The sequence below is a fragment of the Pseudorhizobium xiangyangii genome (assembly GCF_020531965.1).
Lineage (GTDB): Bacteria > Pseudomonadota > Alphaproteobacteria > Rhizobiales > Rhizobiaceae > Neorhizobium > Neorhizobium xiangyangii.
In genome coordinates, this window is record NZ_JAJAWH010000017.1 from 14,361 (window position 1) to 30,984 (window position 16,624).

The 16,624-nt window shown below is 60.0% G+C and carries 14 protein-coding genes; 12 read left to right on the plus strand and 2 right to left on the minus strand.

Translation table 11 applies throughout. The annotated features are described in order from the left end of the window. Positions 1-51: 51 nt before the first annotated feature. The 10 genes from iolG (at position 52) to LH464_RS15990 (ending at position 11,535) form a co-directional block, all read left to right on the plus strand. Positions 52-1,044: an inositol 2-dehydrogenase gene (gene iolG, locus LH464_RS15945; protein WP_226787390.1), complete on the plus strand. Its 993-nt coding sequence runs from the start codon at positions 52-54 to the stop codon at positions 1,042-1,044. A 144-nt stretch (positions 1,045-1,188) separates the two neighbouring features. Continuing rightward, positions 1,189-2,112, plus strand: a complete 924-nt coding sequence (locus tag LH464_RS15950) for a sugar ABC transporter substrate-binding protein (RefSeq protein ID WP_226787391.1) — start codon at positions 1,189-1,191, stop codon at positions 2,110-2,112. Positions 2,113-2,172: 60 nt separating this feature from the next. Continuing rightward, positions 2,173-3,279 carry an ABC transporter permease gene (locus LH464_RS15955; protein WP_226787392.1) on the plus strand — a complete coding sequence of 369 codons (1,107 nt, stop codon included), beginning with the start codon at positions 2,173-2,175 and terminating at the stop codon, positions 3,277-3,279. Position 3,280: 1 nt separating this feature from the next. Beyond that, a complete protein-coding gene (locus LH464_RS15960) occupies positions 3,281-4,060 on the plus strand; it encodes an ATP-binding cassette domain-containing protein (RefSeq protein WP_226787393.1) in 780 nt (259 codons plus the stop codon). A gap of 23 nt (positions 4,061-4,083) precedes the next feature. Further along, a complete protein-coding gene (locus LH464_RS15965; protein ID WP_226787394.1) occupies positions 4,084-5,211 on the plus strand; it encodes a Gfo/Idh/MocA family protein in 1,128 nt (375 codons plus the stop codon). Then, a complete protein-coding gene (locus LH464_RS15970; protein WP_226787395.1) occupies positions 5,208-7,133 on the plus strand; it encodes a bifunctional 5-dehydro-2-deoxygluconokinase/5-dehydro-2-deoxyphosphogluconate aldolase in 1,926 nt (641 codons plus the stop codon). Before LH464_RS15965 ends, LH464_RS15970 begins: the two co-directional genes overlap by 4 nt. Further along, positions 7,130-8,962, plus strand: coding sequence for a 3D-(3,5/4)-trihydroxycyclohexane-1,2-dione acylhydrolase (decyclizing) (iolD, locus tag LH464_RS15975; protein WP_226787396.1), 1,833 nt, complete (start codon positions 7,130-7,132; stop codon positions 8,960-8,962). The genes LH464_RS15970 and iolD overlap by 4 nt, the downstream gene beginning before the upstream one ends. A 9-nt stretch (positions 8,963-8,971) precedes the next feature. Then, a complete protein-coding gene (iolE, locus tag LH464_RS15980) occupies positions 8,972-9,868 on the plus strand; it encodes a myo-inosose-2 dehydratase (protein ID WP_226787397.1) in 897 nt (298 codons plus the stop codon). 21 nt (positions 9,869-9,889) lie between these two features. After that, positions 9,890-10,687 (plus strand): 5-deoxy-glucuronate isomerase, encoded by a 798-nt coding sequence (gene iolB / locus LH464_RS15985; protein ID WP_226787398.1) that lies wholly within the window; start codon positions 9,890-9,892, stop codon positions 10,685-10,687. 26 nt (positions 10,688-10,713) lie between these two features. Then, complete coding sequence (locus LH464_RS15990; RefSeq protein ID WP_226787399.1) at positions 10,714-11,535, plus strand: TIM barrel protein; 822 nt, start codon at positions 10,714-10,716, stop codon at positions 11,533-11,535. A gap of 37 nt (positions 11,536-11,572) precedes the next feature. Here LH464_RS15990 and LH464_RS15995 read toward each other — a convergent pair whose 3' ends face one another. Beyond that, positions 11,573-13,759: a malate synthase G gene (locus tag LH464_RS15995; RefSeq protein ID WP_226787400.1), complete on the minus strand. Its 2,187-nt coding sequence runs from the start codon at positions 13,757-13,759 to the stop codon at positions 11,573-11,575. Positions 13,760-13,967: 208 nt separating this feature from the next. Beyond that, positions 13,968-14,096 carry a hypothetical protein gene (locus tag LH464_RS24570; protein WP_255648419.1) on the minus strand — a complete coding sequence of 43 codons (129 nt, stop codon included), beginning with the start codon at positions 14,094-14,096 and terminating at the stop codon, positions 13,968-13,970. Positions 14,097-14,392: 296 nt separating this feature from the next. On the opposite strand from LH464_RS24570, the gene LH464_RS16000 reads away from it, so the two are divergent. Together LH464_RS16000 and LH464_RS16005 are read left to right on the plus strand one after the other, a co-directional pair. Then, on the plus strand, positions 14,393-15,439 hold the full coding sequence (locus LH464_RS16000; protein ID WP_226787401.1) for an ABC transporter ATP-binding protein: 1,047 nt from the start codon (positions 14,393-14,395) through the stop codon (positions 15,437-15,439). 138 nt (positions 15,440-15,577) lie between these two features. Continuing rightward, on the plus strand, positions 15,578-16,600 hold the full coding sequence (locus LH464_RS16005) for a Fe(3+) ABC transporter substrate-binding protein (RefSeq protein WP_226787402.1): 1,023 nt from the start codon (positions 15,578-15,580) through the stop codon (positions 16,598-16,600). Positions 16,601-16,624: the final 24 nt, after the last annotated feature.

Below are 16,624 nucleotides of genomic sequence, written 5' to 3' on the forward strand. Positions count from 1 at the left end.
TGGAGATAGTCCGCTCAGGAACGGGATCAAGCCGCGATCGGGAGGTTATTTGTGGTGAAAATCGGTTTGCTGGGCGCTGGGCGTATCGGTCGCGTACATGCTGTAAATATTGCCGGCCATGCCAGAAGCGAACTGGTTGCCGTGTCGGACGTGAACGAAGACGCTGCTCGCTCCCTTGCGAAAGTCTACGGCGCAAAGGCGATCAGCTCCGAGGAGATGCTTCAAGACAACTCAATCGACGCCGTGCTGATTGCGACTTCGACTGATACCCATTCGGAATTCATTGAAAAGGCAACGGCGGCAGGCAAAGCCGTACTGTGCGAAAAGCCGGTTGACTTGTCTCTGGACCGCGCCAAAAAATGCCTTGCAGCGGTTTCTGGTAGCGGGATGCCGGTCATGGTTGGCTTTAATCGCCGCTTCGACAGCAATTTCGCCGCGATCAAGGCATCCGTCGAAGCCGGCGAAATCGGCAAACCGGAACTGCTTTCGATTACCTCGTTTGATCCGGCGCCGCCGCCGATCAGCTACGTCAAGCTGTCTGGCGGGCTGTTTCGTGACATGATGATCCATGATTTCGACATGGCGAATTTTATCATGGGTGAGATGCCCAAATCCGTCCACGCAGTCGGCACTTCAATCGTTGATCCGGAAATCGGCACCGCCGGTGATGTGGATACAGCGGTTGTAACGCTCACATATGCGGATGGTCGCATCGCAGTCATCAAGAACAGCCGCCGTGCTGTTTATGGCTATGACCAACGTATCGAATTGCTGGGGTCCGAGGGACTGCTGTCGGCCGCCAACGTGCTTGAAAACACCGTGTCGAAGGCGACGAAGGCGGGCGTCACAAGCGCAAAGCCTGAGTTCTTCTTCCTGGAGCGCTACATGCGTGCCTATGCTTCGGAGTGGGATGCTTTTGTATCCGCCATTCTTGATGGCACCCCCATGCCGATCACATTGAGGGACGGGGTGGCAGCATTGGCGTTGGCAGAGGCGGCAACGCAATCGCGCAATTCGGGCCGACCGGTCGAACCCCCGCTGTAAATATTTGCGATGGCCTTGGGCCATCGTCGGGAGATAGCCGCGGCATTGGGGGAGCATTGCCTCGGCTTTCAGTTCCGGCCCTACGTGGTCGGATGGAGGGACGTCAGGAACGTGACGTCCAGGGAACTCACTTGGGAGGATAACATGAAGAACTTACTAGCAGCAGTCGCAACCGTCGCGGTCATCGCCTCGGCATTTCCGGCTTTCGCCACCGACATTATCGTCGTTGCCCACGGCCAGGCGAACGATCCGTTCTGGTCTGTCGTCAAGAACGGAGTCGAGAAGGCCGCCAAGGATACCGGCGTCAATGTAGAATTCCGCTCGCCTGAAACCTTCGACATGGTTCAGATGGGCCAGATGATCGACGCCGCCGTCAACCAGGAGCCGGCCGGCCTCGTGGTATCGATCCCCGACGCCGATGCTCTCGGGCCGGCGATCAAGCGTGCGGTCGCGGCCGGAATTCCGGTCATTTCCATGAATTCGGGATCCGATGTCGCCCATGAACTGGGCGCCCTTCTCCACGTGGGCCAGTCGGAATTCGATGCCGGCAAGGCCGCTGGCAAGAAGCTTGCGGAAATGGGCGGCAAGAAGGGCATATGCGTCAATCAGGAGGTGGGCAACGTTTCGCTCGATCTCCGTTGCCAGGGGTTCACCGAAGGTTTCGGCAATCCCGTCACGGTCATCCCAACCCAGAATGATCCGGCGGAAGTCGAATCCAAGGTCCGCGCCGCACTCGAATCCGACACCGATGTCGATACGGTACTCGGACTGAGCGCCTCGCTTGTCGGTGAGCCCGCCGTCAAGGCCGCTCAGGCCATCGGGCGTGAGAATGTAATGATCGCCAGCTTCGACCTTTCGAGCGGCTTCCTCCAGGATGTGGCCGACGGCAAGGCTGCCTTTGCCATCGATCAGCAGCAGTTCCTGCAGGGCTACCTGCCGGTGTCGTTCCTGGCACTCAACGCGCAGTACGGCCTTATACCAGGCGGTGATGTCGCCTCCGGTCCCAACCTCGTGACCAAGGACACTGCAGCCAAGGTTATCGACCTTTCCGCTCAAGGCATCCGCTGAACCATAGCAATCATCCGGGCCGCATAGATACGCGGCCCGGCTACCGATCGGGAGAACGCCATGTCGACTGCCAAGCTGGGACAACCGGACGAGCGGATCAAGTCCGAGTCCCTTGCCACCAAATTGATGAAACGTCCGGAATTGGGAGCCATTGGCGGTGTCGTTCTTGTCACCATCTTCTTCCTGGTGACGGCAGACCGTACGATGTTCACCCTGTCCGGCATCATGAACTTCATGACGCCCGCTGCGCAGCTGGGCATTCTCGGAATTGCGGCTGCAATGCTGATGATCGGCGGGGAGTTCGACCTGTCCATCGGCTCGATGGTCGCTTTCGCCGGCATGGTCTTTGCGGCATTGACCGTCAATGCCGGACTGCCACTCATCGTCGCCATTCCACTGACTCTGGGGGTTGCCGCCGCGCTGGGCGCAGCCAACGGCCTCATTGTGATACGCACAGGTCTGCCCTCCTTCATCGTCACACTGGCAGGCCTCTTTGTCCTGCGGGGCGCGGCGCTTGTCGGCCTGAAGATCTTTACCGGCGGCTCCACGCAGCTGCGCGGGGTTCGTGATGCCGTCGAAGGCGATTTCCTCGCGCCAATCTTTTCCGGCGACGCATTCGGCTTTCTTTTCGATTGGCTTGCCGCGGCCGGCATGATCGAGACCTTCAAGTCCGGCGCGCCTAAAATACCTGGCATTCCGGTGGAGATCATCTGGTTCGTTCTTTTCGCGCTGGCTGCCACTTATGTGCTTTTGCGCACCCCGATCGGAAACTGGATCTTTGCAACGGGGGGAGATTCTCTCGCTGCCTCAAATTCCGGCGTGCCGGTCCGGCGCGTCAAGATATCGCTCTTCATGCTGACCGCGATGGCTGCGGCCCTCGTTGCCATCATTACCGTGATCGACGCCGGCTCCACCGACGCTCGCCGCGGCTTCATGAAAGAGTTCGAGGCGATCATCACTGCCGTTATCGGCGGCTGCTTGCTGACCGGAGGCTATGGCTCGGCGATCGGCGCCTTCTTCGGTGCGATCATTTTCGGCATGGTCACGATCGGCTTGACCTATACCCGGTTTGATCAGGACTGGTTCCAGATATTCCTCGGCACAATGCTTCTCCTGGCTGTGATCTTCAACAACGTCATCCGCAGACGTGTGACCGGGGAGCGCTGAAATGACCGTACCGATCATCCACATGGAAAACATCAAGAAGCACTATGGCAATGTCATCGCGCTGAATGGCGTGACCTTCGACGTGGCCGCCGGTGAATGCCACTGCCTTCTGGGCGACAACGGCGCAGGCAAGTCGACCTTCATCAAGACCATGTCTGGCGTCCATAAACCCACCGAGGGTTCGATCACGCTTGAGGGAAAACCGATGTCCTTCAACAGCCCCCGCGATGCGATGGAGGCAGGCATAGCCACGGTGTTCCAGGATCTCGCGATGATCCCGCTGATGTCGGTAACGCGCAACTTCTTCATGGGGCGCGAACCGGTGAAGGGCAGGGGCCTCTTCAAGCGCTTCGATATCGACAAGGCCAACGAGATCACCATGGCGGAGATGCGCAAGATGGGCATCAACCTGCGGGGGCCTGATCAAGCGGTAGGGACGTTGTCGGGTGGCGAAAGGCAGACGGTAGCCATCGCACGGGCGGTCTATTTCGGCGCCAAGGTGCTTATCCTCGACGAGCCGACATCAGCACTTGGCGTACGCCAGACCTCCAACGTCCTTGCCACCATCAATCGCGTTCGAAAACAGGGTATTGGCGTCGTGTTCATTTCCCACAATGTCCGTCATGCCATGGCTGTGGGTGACCGCTTCACCGTGCTCAACCGTGGCCAGACGCTGGGAACCGCACGGAAAGGCGAAATCAGTGCCTCCGACTTGCAAGATCTGATGGCTGGCGGACAGGAACTTGCCGAGCTGGAAGGCTCGCTCGGCGGAACGATCTGACTGCCGGTCAAACGAGGGAACAGATGTCGACTTCAATGCCGCAGACAGAACTCGGTGTGGCTCTGATAGGAACGGGCTTCATGGGCAAATGCCATGCCATGGCCTGGCGAAACGTCGCAGCGGTCTTTGGTGGCGCGCATCCGAGGCTCGAAATCCTCGCGGATGTAACCGAACATTCCGCCAAGATGTTCGCAGACCAGTTCGGCTTTTTCCGTTCAACCACGCGGTGGGAAGATGCCATCATCGATCCCGCGGTCGACGTGGTGTCGATCACGGCGCCCAACGGCTTGCATCGCCCGATGGCCGAGGCGGCATTGAAGGCCGGCAAGCACGTCTGGCTGGAAAAGCCTATGGCGCTGACGCTGGAGGATGCCAGCGCCATGGCGGCAACTGCCGCGGCTCACCCCGGGCAGGTAACAATCCTCGGTTACAACTACCTTCGCAATCCTGCGTTCCAGGCTGCGCGAGACATGATCCGCGAGGGATTGATCGGTGCGCCGCTGACGTTTCGCGGAGTTTATGACGAGGATTATTCCGCTGACCCGCTCCTCCCGTGGTCGTGGCGGATGACACATGAGGATGGCGGGCTGGGCGCACTCGGCGATCTCGGTTGCCACCTCGTAAGCCACATGCTGGCCCTCATGGGCCCGGTCTCCGAGGTGATCGGCCAGACCCAGATTGCCATCCCCACACGTCTTTCGCCGGAAGGTCCAAAGCAGGTCGAAAACGAAGACAGCGCCATGGCCCTGTTGCGCTTCACCTCCGGTGCACAAGGCTCATTTGCCACCTCGCGAGTGGCTCGCGGGCGCAAGTGCCGCCTGCAATGGGAAGTCCATGGCTCTTTGGGAACGATCGTTTTCGACCAGGAGAACATGAACGAGCTTTGGGTTCATCGCATGGGTGAAGCCGGCTTTGTGCGGCACCTGACCGGCCCTAGCCAGCCCGATTTCGCCGCCTTCTGCCCGGCGCCGGGCCATAACTTTGGGTTCAACGAGCAGAAAGTGATCGAGGCCCGCGATCTTCTCCTCGCGATTGTCGGCGGTCCGCATGTGGGCCCGGATTTCGCGGATGGGCTGGAGATCGAAAAAATCATTCACGCGATGGCTGCCTCGAACGGCAAAGCGATACGGATTGAAAGGCAAGAAAAGTGACCAAAACACTGGATGTCATTACCATCGGCCGTGCCGGCGTTGACCTCTATGGCGCACAAATTGGTGGTCGGCTGGAGGACATGGGATCCTTCGAGAAGTATATCGGCGGCTCTCCTACCAACATCGCCTGCGGCAGTGCTCGCCTAGGCCTTAAGACTGCACTTATCAGCCGCGTCGGCAACGAGCATATGGGCCGCTTCATCCTGGAACAGCTAGCCCGCGAAGGTGTGGCGACCGACGGCGTGAAGATCGACCCCGAGCGACTAACCGCGTTGGTGATCCTCGGCATTCGCGATGACGAGAAGTTCCCTTTGATTTTCTACCGCGAAAACTGTGCGGACATGGCGCTCTGTGAAGATGATATCGACGAAGACTTCATTTCCTCCGCCCGAGCGGTCGTCGTTACCGGAACGCATCTCAGCCACCCACGCACGGAAGCTGCCGTCATCAAGGCACTGACCCTTGCCCGCAAGTACGGACTGCGCACGGCGCTCGACATCGATTATCGCCCGAATCTGTGGGGTGTGGCGGGTCATGGTGACGGTGAAAGCCGTTTTGTCGAAAGCGCCAAGGTCACGGCCAGACTGCAATCATCACTACATTACTTTGACCTGATCGTCGGAACGGAGGAAGAGTTCCACATCGCCGGCGGATCGACCGATACGCTCGTGGCCCTTGGTGCGGTGCGTTCCGTGAGTGGCGCAACGCTCGTGTGCAAGCGCGGCCCACTGGGTGCAGTTGCTTTCGAGGGTGAGATCCCCACCAGCCTAGATAAAGGGCAAACGGGACAGGGCTTCCCGATCGAGGTGTTCAATGTGCTCGGCGCCGGCGACGGCTTCTTTTCCGGGCTGCTGCGTGGCTGGATGACGGGAGAGGATTGGCCGACATCGCTGAAATATGCCAACGCCTGCGGCGCTTTCGCCGTCAGCCGTCATGGCTGCACGCCGGCCTACCCGAGCTGGGAGGAGTTGCAGTTCTTCCTCGATCGCGGCGTGGTGCGCCCGGATTTGCGCAATGATCCGGATCTGGAGCAAATCCACTGGTCGACGACGCGCCACACGCGTGTCAACGGCGACTGGTCCACCATGCGTGTTTTTGCGTTCGATCATCGGATGCAACTGGAGACGTTGGAAGGCTACTCACCTGAGAAAGGCGCCTCGTTCAAGGAGCTATGCCTCGATGCGGCATTGCGGGTACAGGCGGGCCAAAGCGGGTACGGCATCCTCTGCGACAATCGCATCGGGCGTTCCGCTCTTCACCGAGCTTCCGGCACCGGCCTGTGGATCGGACGGCCGACCGAGTGGCCGGGCTCTCGTCCGCTGACGCTCGAGCCAGAACTCGGGCTCGATAGCGGGACGCTGGTCGAATGGGCGCGCGAGGATGTGGTGAAGGTGTTGTGTTTCTGTCATCCGGACGACGCAGGCGAGATGCGGGCCGGGCAGGAAACAACCGTCAGACAGCTTTTCAACGCTGCACGCCGCAACAAACTGGAATTCCTGCTGGAGATCATACCGTCCAAAGTAGGCCCCACAGACGACGCGACGGTGGCAACGCTCATCAACCAGTTCTACGCGGCCGGCATTTATCCCGACTGGTGGAAGCTGGAGCCATTGAAGACGCATAACGGCTGGGCGAGTGCGATTGCCGCAATCGAAGCCCATGACAGACACACACGCGGCATCGTCGTTCTCGGACTGGATGCGCCGGAGGCGGACCTTTCGGAGAGTTTCGAGATCGCGGCGCGTTTCAATCTGGTCAAGGGATTTGCGGTGGGACGCACGATCTTCGGCGAAGTGGCAGGTCGCTGGTTCTGCGGCGAACTCGCTGATGAGGCGGCTGTGAACGAAATGTCCAAGCGCTATGCGCGGCTTTGCGGACTATGGGATTCGGCGCGCGAAAAGGCACGGGAGCAGGCAGCATGAACATGGTTCGACTGACGGCCGCACAGGCGATGGTGAAATGGCTCTCCGCGCAGATGACGGACGAAGGCGAGCGCTTCGTCGACGGTGTCTGGGCAATCTTCGGCCACGGCAATGTGGCGGGCCTCGGCGAGGCGTTGCAAAAGGCGGGCAATGGGCTACCCACCTGGCGTGGCCAGAACGAGCAGACCATGGCGCATGCAGCCATCGCCTATGCCAAGGCTATGAAGCGCCGGCGGGTGCAGGCAGTGACATCCTCCATCGGACCGGGTGCAACAAACATGGTGACGGCGGCGGCTCTGGCACATGTCAACCGGCTGCCCGTGCTCTTCATCCCCGGCGACGTCTTCGCCAATCGCCGGCCAGATCCGGTGCTGCAGCAGATCGAGGACTTCGGCGACGGCACAGTCTCGGCCAACGACTGCTTCCGGCCGGTCAGCCGCTATTTCGACCGTATTACACGGCCGGAGCAACTTCTGACGGCTTTGCCGCGTGCGATGCGCGTGATGACCGATCCCGCCGATTGCGGACCGGTGACGCTCTCCTTTTGCCAGGACGTTCAGGCCGAGGCTTACGACTGGCCGGAAGCGTTTTTCGAGCGCAAGGTCTGGCGCATCCGCAGACCGGCGCCGGACAGGCGCGACCTTGAGGATGTTGCTACGATGATTCGCGCGGCGAAGACGCCGGTGATCGTCGCCGGCGGTGGGGTCATCTACAGCGATGCGGAACGCGATCTTGCCGATTTTGCCACGCGCCACGCGGTTCCCGTGATCGAAACGCAGGCAGGCAAGTCCGCACTGCCGCAAAACCATCCGCTGAACTTCGGCGCTGCCGGCGTTGACGGTTCGGCGGCTGCAAATGTGCTCGCTCGCACGGCGGATCTGGTGATCGGGATCGGCACTCGCTTCCAGGACTTTACGACGGGGTCATGGTCGCTGTTTGAGGCAAAAGAGCGCCGCATAGTCTCTATCAACGTCCATGGCTATGACGCCGACAAGCACGGCGCGACCGGACTGGTGGCCGACGCCAAGGTAGCGCTTGTTGGCCTGAGCGAAATCCTCGGCGAGCATCGTGCACCAGCGCCGGATGCCGCATCACGAACCGAATGGCTTGCCGCCGTCGATCGCCATTGCACAGCGCCTTCCGCCGACGGTCTGCCGACAGATGCGCAGGTCATCGGAGCGGTCCAGCGCGCGACGGGCGAAAGCGCCATCGCCATGTGCGCCGCCGGCACCATGCCGGGTGCGCTCAAGCTTCTGTGGCAGTCGAGCCAGGGTGGCTATCACATGGAATACGGCTATTCCTGCATGGGCTATGAGATTGCCGGTGCCATGGGGCTGAAGCTCGCCCGTCCGGATCGTGAGGTTGTCTGCTTCGTCGGCGACGGCTCTTACATGATGGCCAATTCGGAACTGGCGACTGCGGTCATGCGCAAGGTGCCGTTCACCGTCGTTTTGACTGACAATCGCGGCTACGGCTGCATCAACCGCCTGCAGCAGGCAAGCGGCGGCGAGGCATTCAACAATCTCTACAAGGACTGCAATGTTGAACAGCAGCCGCAGATCGACTTCGTTGGCCATGCGGCGTCAATGGGCGCTTTTGCGGTGAAAGCGAAAGACATCGCCGATCTGGAAACGCAGATCGCTGTCGCCCGCGGCCGCGACATTCCGACTGTCATCGTCATCGAGACAGACCCGACCAATGGTCCCGGCTTTGGAGACGCGGGCCATTGGTGGGACGTCGCGGTCCCCCAGGTGGGCACCACCGACAAGCTGCGGCAGGCCTATGGCCGTTACCTCGAAGGCGCCGCCAGACAGAGACCCGTAAACTGAGGACAAGGTATGATCCGCTTCGGCACCAACCCCATCGCCTGGGCAAACGACGACGACCAGACGCTCGGCGCCAACATTCCGACAGAACAGATCCTCCACGAGGCCGCGGGTATCGGCTTTGACGGAATCGAGAACGGTCACCGCTGGCCTGACGATCCGGAAGCGCTGAGACAATTGCTCGGGACCCATGGCCTTGCTTTCGTTTCCGGCTGGTATTCGCTGAACCTGCTATCGCAATCGGTGGATTACGAGAAAAAGGCGATCCAGCCGCATCTCGACAAGCTGAAGCACAACGGCTGCACCGTCTGCATCGCCTGCGAAACCTCCAACAGCATCCAGGGTCTGCAGGTGCCGTTGTCGGAAGGCCCGAAGCTCTCAAACGACGCCATGTTGCTGTTTGGCGCCAGGGTCGAGGAACTCGCCGCCTTCACGGCATCGCAGGGCATAGCGCTCGTCTACCATCACCATATGGGTACGGTCGTCGAGACTCCAGAGGAGATCGACGCCTTCATGGCCGCAACAGGCCCGAGGACGCGACTGCTGTTTGACGCAGGCCATTGCTACTTCGGTGGAAATGGAAGCGATCCCGCGCCGATGTTGCGCAGATATGTCGATCGCGTCAGCCATTTTCACGCCAAGAACGTCCGTCCCGCCGTGATGCGGCAGGTTCGCGAAACAGGCATGTCCTTCATGGACGGCGTTCGTGCCGGTGTCTTTACCGTGCCCGGCGACGAGGAAGGTGCTGTGGATTTCACGCCACTGCTGACGATCCTCAAGGAGGCAGGTTATGACGGCTGGATCGTGATCGAGGCCGAACAGGATCCGGAGATCCGCACCCCCTACAAGTACCAGTCTCTTGGACTGAAGACGTTAAAAGCCGCGGCCATCGACGCCGGTCTCATCTGACACGCGGTCAAGGAGGAAACCATGCCCAATCTGCTTCATCGCCCGTTTGGCACCCATGGCAAGGTGCATGAGATCACGCCTGCCTCGGCTGGTTGGCGGCACGTCGGCTTCTCCCTATACCATCTGCGTGCCGGCGAGCGCGCAGAGGAAGCCACCGGCGGCCGCGAAGTCATTCTTGTCATGGTCGAGGGCAAGGCTAGCATTCAAGGCGCTGGCCGCGATTGGGGTGTTCTGGGCGAGCGCATGAGCGTCTTCGAAAAAAGCCCGCCGCATTGCCTCTATCTGCCGAATGGCAGTGATTGGGTGGCCGTCGCGGAGACGGATTGCGTCATCGCCGTCTGCTCGGCGCCCGGCAAGGGTGGCCACGCTTCCCGCAAGATCGGACCGGACGGGATCACGCTGACGCAACGCGGCGAGGGGGCAAATACCCGCTACATCAACAACATTGCCATGGAGAATGAGGACTATTGCGACTCGCTGCTGGTGACGGAGGTGTTTACCCCGGCCGGACACTGGTCAAGCTATCCGAGCCATCGCCATGACGAGGACGATTTTCCCCGCATCACCTATCTGGAGGAGACCTATTATCATCGGCTGAACCCTGCCGACGGTTTCGGCGTCCAGCGCGTCTATACCGACGACCTGCAATTGAACGAGACCATGGCCGTGCATGACGGCGACGTGGTCTGCGTGCCGCGCGGTCATCATCCCTGCGGCGCGCCGTACGGGTTTGAGATGTACTACCTCAACGTCATGGCCGGGCCCTTGCGCAAATGGCGCTTTGTCGCCGCGCCGCCGGTCGAGCATCTGATGCGCTGAGCGCCTTCACCTCAGGATATAGAGACATGGACCAACCTTTTACACTCGCGGCTTGCGCCGAAATGCTCTGGTGCGACAGGCCGATCGAATGGCGCTGCGAGCAACTCAAGGACCTCGGTTTCCAGGTCGGTCTATGGAATTGGCCGGACCACGATCTTGACGCGCTGGAAAGATCGGGCGCGACATTTTCCATCATGAATGGCTATTTGACCGGGCGCCTTGCAGATGATGAGGGTGCCGACACGCTTTTGCGTTCGGCACGCGACACCGCTCAGGTTGGAAGGCGCCTCGGCGTCTCGCACCTAAACCTGCATGGCACAGGGCTTGGCGAAGGCGGCCTTCCAGCGCAGCCATGCGAAACGGTGACAGGACGGATGTGGCTCAAGGCTCGCGACACGCTTTCGCGTATTGCCGATTTGGCCGAGGAACTGGATGTGGTCTTCACCCTGGAGAACCTGAACTTGCCGGTGGATCATCCAGGAACGCCTTTCGGCCGCGCGGAGGATACGCTGGCATTGGTTTCCTTCGTCAATCACCCACGCCTGAAGCTCAATCTCGACCTCTATCATGCCCAAATAGGGGAGGGAAACCTGATCGAGACCTGCCGGGCCTGTCTGCCCTGGATCGGAGAAATACAGGTCGCCGATGTACCGGGACGATGTGAACCAGGCACCGGCGAGATCAACTATTCTGTCATCGCCCACGCCCTGTTCGATATGGGATACCGTGGCCCGGTGGGAATGGAAGCCTTCGCCAAGGACGACCCGCTACAGGCACTTGAGGCATTTCGCGCGGCATTTACCCTTGAGGATAAAGACCTGTCGCGGGACGAGACCGGAACATCATAACGATATTCCTATCTCATCGATCCGGCAGTCTTGTTGCTTACGAGTTTGCTGCCTGGCTTGGATACCTGGCTTTCAGCTCGAGGCGTCGTCGGTGCAGCACTGGCTCGGTGTAGCCGTTCGGCTGTTGGCGACCCTTCAGGACGAGATCGAGGGCAGCCTGGAAGGCGATGGAAGCGTCGAAATCAGGTGCCATCGGCCGGTAGAGCGGGTCGCTGGCGTTCTGGCCATCGACGACGGCGGCCATCCGTTTCATCGTCTCGACGATCTGCTCTTCGCTGACCACCTTGTGATGGAGCCAGTTGGCCATGTGCTGCGCGGAGATGCGCAACGTCGCCCGGTCTTCCATCAGTCCGATGTCGTTGATGTCGGGCACTTTCGAGCAGCCGATGCCCTGGTCGACCCAACGCACCACGTAGCCGAGGATGCCCTGCGCGTTGTTGTCGAGTTCGCGCTGGATCTCCTCCGGCGTCCAGTTCGGCCGCGTGGCAACCGGTACCGATAGAATATCCGACAGCTTCGCACGCCCACGGGTCTTCAGCCCGGCCTGCACGTCGGCAACATTCACCGTGTGATAATGGGTCGCGTGCAGCGTCGCTGCGGTCGGTGACGGCACCCAGGCCGTGTTTGCGCCTGCCTTTGGATGGGCGATCTTCTGTTCGAGCATGGCCGCCATCAGGTCGGGCATGGCCCACATCCCCTTGCCGATCTGGGCATGGCCGGAAAGGCCGCATTCAAGCCCGATGTCGACATTCCAGTTCTCATAGGCCGAAATCCAGGCCGCCTGCTTCATGTCGCCCTTGCGGATCATCGGGCCGGCTTCCATCGAAGTATGGATCTCGTCGCCGGTGCGGTCCAGGAAGCCGGTATTGATGAACACGACCCGCTCGCGCGCGGCACGGATGCATTCCTTGAGGTTTACCGTGGTGCGGCGCTCCTCGTCCATGATGCCCATCTTCATCGTATTGACCGGCATGCCGACCGCTTCTTCGACACGGCCGAAGATCTCGCTGGCGAAGGCAACTTCCTCCGGCCCGTGCATCTTCGGCTTCACCACGTACATGGAGCCGACGCGTGAGTTCTGCCGCCGCCCGCCGGTGCCTATGTCGTGCAACGCGATCAGCGCCGTCACCATGGCATCCATGATGCCCTCCGGCACTTCGTTCCCGTCGCGATCGAGAATGGCCGGGTTGGTCATCAGGTGTCCGACATTGCGCACCAGCATGAGGGATCGTCCCTTCAGGCTGGCGGCATCGCCATCCGGCATCAGATAGTCGAGGTCCGGCTCGAGCCTGCGGATGAAACTCTTGCCCCCCTTGCTGACCTCTTCTGTCAGGTCGCCCTTCATCAGGCCGAGCCAGTTCCGGTAGGCAACCACCTTGTCTTCGGCATCCACGGCGGCGATCGAATCCTCGCAGTCCATGATCGTGGTGATCGCCGACTCGATCCTGACGTCGGAGATCTTCGCCGGGTCGTGGCCGCCGATCGCTGTGGTCGGATCGATAACGATCTGGATGTGCAGGCCGTTCTTGCGAAGGATCACGGCTGTCGGCTGCGCCGGCTCACCGAGATAGCCAGCAAATTGCCACGGATCTGCGAGATTGGCCGTCTTGCCGTCGTTGACCGCAATGGTGAGCGTGCCATCGGTCACCACGAAGGACGTGGCTTCCGTCCAGCTGGCGCCCGAAAGCGGTACGGACTGGTCGAGGAAATCACGCACCCAGGCAATCACCTTGGCGCCGCGGACGGGATTGTAGCCCTTGGCCTTTTCCGCACCGCCGTCCTCCGGGATGGCATCGGTGCCGTAAAGCGCATCGTAAAGCGAACCCCAGCGCGCATTAGCAGCGTTCAGCGCATAGCGGGCGTTCATCACCGGCACGACGAGCTGCGGGCCGGCGATCCCGGCGATTTCCGGATCGACGCTTCCGGTCGAGACGGTGAAATCCGGGCCTTCAGGCAGAAGATAGCCGATCTCGCGCAGGAAGCTCTCATAGGCCGCCATGTCGGACGGAGCACCGTTCTTGCGATACCAATCGTCGAGTTTCACCTGCATTGCATCGCGCTTGGCCAGCAGTGCCCGGTTCTTCGGTGCGAGATCGTGGACGATCGTGGCAAACTGCGAGAAGAAGCGCTCCACATCCACGCCGGTACCCGGAATGGCCTCCTGCACGAGGAAATCATGCAGCAGCTTGTCGATTGCGAGCCCATTCTTGTCGATGCGAGCCATACGGCGCCTCCAGTACGTGATTTTCTGTGAAAGGAAATTCGTACGGGAGCGTTTCGTTTGCAATGGCAGCAACAGGAAATTGCGTCTTCCGTTATGGAAACTATAGTCCCTAACGGCTGATCGTGATCAGTTCCGCTGATTACTTGGTATGGATGACATAACGTCTATCCCGACTGCTTCACGCACGAAGCATGCAGAAATGCAGCCTCTAGAAGGTCATCGCGTTGACGACCATCATGACAGGGAGGCCGCCGACAACGACCGCTGCGGTCCAGGCCGCTGCAAACTTCATCAGATAGGCCCGGCGTTCTTTTCTCTCATCCCACTCGAAAACCATGTGCATCCTCACGCCATCACTGCCGAGATAGAAACACCGCCCCCTTGAGGAGTCGAGTGGCGTGGATGCAACAGCAAAGATTTAGCTGAGTTGAAGGCATCTGGGGGCTCCCCGCCACCGGCTTCGCTCTGCTCAAACCCGACCACACGGTCCAGCATTTCAAAGTCAATACGATCCGTTACGATCTATATCTGCAACTATCGTGAATTGGTCACACTTGTCGGCGATCGAGTTGATGCATAGGAGATAAATCCCGACGCGTCGCCGGACTGGCGAGCCTCACCCAAGGAGGACTCATGAAAACGAAGTCCCGAGAGCCCGCACTTCGACTACAGAATATATGCCGATCCTTTGGCACTACGGCAGCGGTGCATGACATATCACTCGATATTCAAAAGGGAGAAGTGGTGTCTTTGGTAGGGCATTCCGGCTGCGGAAAGTCCACGCTCCTGCGCATTATAGCCGGTGTAGAAATGGCCGAAACGGGCCAGGTGTTCCTCGCCGGGCGCGAAGTTAACGGCCCAAACACATTCGTGGAGCCGGAGGCGCGCAGCGTCGGCTTTGTTTTCCAGGACTATGCCCTGTTTCCGCATTTGACTGTCCGCGAGAACATTCTCTTCGGCCTGAAGCGCCAACCGAAGTCGGAAGTTGGTGCGAGGACCACCGACGTTATCGAGCGCGTCGGGATCGAGCATCTGGTGGAGCGATATCCCCACACTCTCTCCGGCGGCGAACAGCAGCGTGTGGCGCTGGCACGAGCGCTCGCTCCGCGTCCCAGTATCGTGCTGATGGACGAGCCGTTCTCAAACCTTGACCAGGGACTTCGCGAAAAGGTGCGCAGGGATACACTTTCGCTGCTCAAGTCTCTGGACACAACCGTAATCATGGTGACCCATGATCCGCAGGAAGCCCTGTCTACCGGCGACCGTGTCGTCCTCATGCGATCGGGTGAAATTGTCCAGGCAGGTTCTCCCTATGATCTGCACGACCGGCCGAGCAGCACCTATGCGGCAGACTTCTTCTGCGCCTTCAACAAGGTTCCCGGCGTCTACAATGACGGCCGGATTGATACGGCCATCGGTAGTTTTCCACGACAGCTCGACCTCGAGCCGAAAAGTGCCGCGACCCTCTATATCCGTCCTCAGGCCATCGCTCTGTCACTCGATCACGGAGACCTCTTCGCGACGGTCGAGGAGCGGATCTTCCACGGGGAGGTCGAGCAGATCCTACTGAAGGTAAAGGGACTGGATGTGCCACTGAAGGTCAGGACGATGGAGCGTCTGCCGGATGGGATTGATGCGGTCAGAGTGTCCATTCGGTCGGATAGGATTCTGATTTTTTAGAAGCCCATCATGGATGGCGGCTTATCCGCGCAATTCCTCATCAAGAAGACGTGATCGCAGCCGGATATGCGTGACCGAACTTGACTTGTAAACTCAAGAAATGCTCGAAGCATGGCGTGTTCGTAAATGGAGGGATTCATGAACCTACGTGCAATCAAGACATCCACTTTTCTTGTCAGTTCGCTTCTGCTGACGGCGTCGGTCGCTACCGCTGCCGAAATCAATGTTTACACAACGCGAGAACCCGCGCTGGTTGCGCCTCTCCTGGAAGCCTTCACGAAGTCGACCGGCACCAAGGTCAACACTGTATTCCTGAAGGACGGCCTGGCGGAGCGTGTTGCTTCCGAGGGCGAAAGTTCTCCTGCCGATATTCTGATGACCGTCGATGCCGGCAACCTTGTCGACCTCGTTGAGAAGGGCGTGACGCAGTCTGCCGAATCCACGGTACTGACGTCTGCAATTCCAGAGCAGCTGCGCGATGCAGACGGCCATTGGTTCGCGCTGTCCATGCGAGCCCGTGTTCTCTATGCCGCCAAGGATCTCGATCTCGCCAGCTTCAACTACGAAGACCTCGCCGATCCCAAGTGGAAGGGCAAGGTCTGCATCCGCTCTGGCCAGCACCCCTATAACACGGCACTCTTCGCCGACTATATCGCCCATTACGGTGCTGAAGAGACCGAAAAATGGCTGGCCGGCGTCAAGGACAACCTCGCTCGCAAGGCCGCTGGCGGCGACCGCGACTCGGCCAAGGACATCCTCGGCGGCATTTGCGACATCGGCATCGCCAACTCCTACTATGTCGGCCTGATGACGTCCGGCAAGGGCGGTGAAGAGCAGGTCAAGTGGGCCGAGGCCATCAAGGTTATCCTGCCGACCTTCAAGGACGGCGGCACCCAGGTCAACATCAGCGGCGCAGCTATCGCCAAGCACGCACCGAACAAGGCCGAAGCCGTAAAGCTTCTGGAATATCTCGTCTCCGACGAAGCCCAGAAGATCTATGCTGAAGCCAACTACGAATATCCGGTCAAGCCGGGCGCTGCTATCGATCCGATTATCGCTTCCTTTGGTGAGCTGAAGATCGACGACAAGTCTCTCGCGGAGATCGTCAGCCACCGCAAGCAGGCAAGCGAGCTCGTAGACAAGGTTGGATTCGACAACTAAGGAAGAAGAAGGCGCCCTTCCGGG

Coding starts and splice junctions, on each gene's coding strand:
- LH464_RS15960 (WP_226787393.1), top strand. CDS start 3,281: ATGACCGTACCGATCATCCACATGGAAAACATCAAGAAGCACTATGGC.
- iolE (WP_226787397.1), top strand. CDS start 8,972: ATGATCCGCTTCGGCACCAACCCCATCGCCTGGGCAAACGACGACGAC.
- LH464_RS15955 (WP_226787392.1), top strand. CDS start 2,173: ATGTCGACTGCCAAGCTGGGACAACCGGACGAGCGGATCAAGTCCGAG.
- iolB (WP_226787398.1), top strand. CDS start 9,890: ATGCCCAATCTGCTTCATCGCCCGTTTGGCACCCATGGCAAGGTGCAT.
- LH464_RS15995 (WP_226787400.1), bottom strand. CDS start 13,759: ATGGCTCGCATCGACAAGAATGGGCTCGCAATCGACAAGCTGCTGCAT.
- iolD (WP_226787396.1), top strand. CDS start 7,130: ATGAACATGGTTCGACTGACGGCCGCACAGGCGATGGTGAAATGGCTC.
- LH464_RS15965 (WP_226787394.1), top strand. CDS start 4,084: ATGTCGACTTCAATGCCGCAGACAGAACTCGGTGTGGCTCTGATAGGA.
- LH464_RS15990 (WP_226787399.1), top strand. CDS start 10,714: ATGGACCAACCTTTTACACTCGCGGCTTGCGCCGAAATGCTCTGGTGC.
- LH464_RS16000 (WP_226787401.1), top strand. CDS start 14,393: ATGAAAACGAAGTCCCGAGAGCCCGCACTTCGACTACAGAATATATGC.
- LH464_RS24570 (WP_255648419.1), bottom strand. CDS start 14,096: ATGGTTTTCGAGTGGGATGAGAGAAAAGAACGCCGGGCCTATCTGATG.
- LH464_RS16005 (WP_226787402.1), top strand. CDS start 15,578: ATGAACCTACGTGCAATCAAGACATCCACTTTTCTTGTCAGTTCGCTT.
- LH464_RS15950 (WP_226787391.1), top strand. CDS start 1,189: ATGAAGAACTTACTAGCAGCAGTCGCAACCGTCGCGGTCATCGCCTCG.